Source organism: Methylosinus sp. R-45379 (assembly GCF_001644125.1).
Taxonomy (GTDB): domain Bacteria; phylum Pseudomonadota; class Alphaproteobacteria; order Rhizobiales; family Beijerinckiaceae; genus Methylosinus.
Window position 1 is genome coordinate 1 of sequence record NZ_LUUM01000175.1, and the last position, 1,049, is coordinate 1,049.

The 1,049-nt window shown below is 54.1% G+C and carries 1 protein-coding gene; it reads left to right on the plus strand.

The annotated features are described in order from the left end of the window. Nucleotides 1–471 precede the first annotated feature (471 nt). Nucleotides 472–1,049: AAA family ATPase (locus tag A1351_RS23855; RefSeq protein WP_371441469.1), on the plus strand; the 578-nt coding region annotated here is incomplete at its 3' end.

Sequence of the window (1,049 nt, forward strand, 5' to 3'; positions counted from 1 at the left end):
GGCGTTCTTGAGGCGAGTTGGCGGGTTAGCTCGCGCTGTCTGGGTTGCTTGATGAGCTCGACACGGCCACGCATTATTTGCCGATCATACGCTTATCTGCCTTCTGAAACGACAAGAGTGCGCTCGGACTTAATCTGGAGGGCGGACACCGGCCTTCATAAAGGGATGTGTTTTTCACCGACGAGATAATCGAAGGATGGATTTGATCCGTGATCCGCGGAGATATCCCGAGCAGCCGGACCCCGTTCAATCTAAATGTCTTTCGCCTATGGCGACGAAGTTTCATGCAGCACCGGAAAGGCAGATAGATTCTAGGCGCTTCGAGCCGTTTTGTTGGGAGCTCCCAACTGACGAGTCGCCAAACTCGTTAAACCCCGTTAACCAAAAACAGCTTGCGCGAATCGAGTTTTTCGACACTTTTACGGAAAGTCGAACTTTCTGGTCAATCTTTCGTTAGCGAAGGGGTGCTTCGTGAATATGGCTTCAGCTCGTTCAGGGGCTCAGTTACCGTCGATCGATGAAACGATCGGCGAGCACGCGCATCTGCTTAGTGAGCAGTTGCAGGCCATGAGTGAAGCGTTATTCCCGCCGGCTTCCAGAAAGGAACTGAGGAAGTTTACCTCAGGTGAGGCCGCACGAATAATTGGAGTCTCCGATTCACGCCTCCGACAGCTTTCGCTCGCCGGTGAGGGCCCCCGACCCGCAGTTACGTCAGGTGGCCGGCGGCATTACACGTTAGCCCAAATCAACGAGCTTAGGCGCATGTTGGCCGTGGGTGCAAAAGGGCGGAACGAAGGACGAGGCTACCTCCCTATAAGGAACTCTGAGGAACGGCTGCAAGTCATAGCGGTCACGAATTTCAAGGGTGGCTCAGGCAAGACCACAACCTCGGCGCATCTCGCTCAGTATTTAGCATTGCATGGATATCGGGTGCTCGCAGTCGATCTCGATCCACAGGCAAGCCTCTCGGCGCTTTTTGGAATAATGCCTGAAGTAGACGTGCTGGCGAACGAAACCCTCTACGCCGCAATACGTTATGACAGCGATGT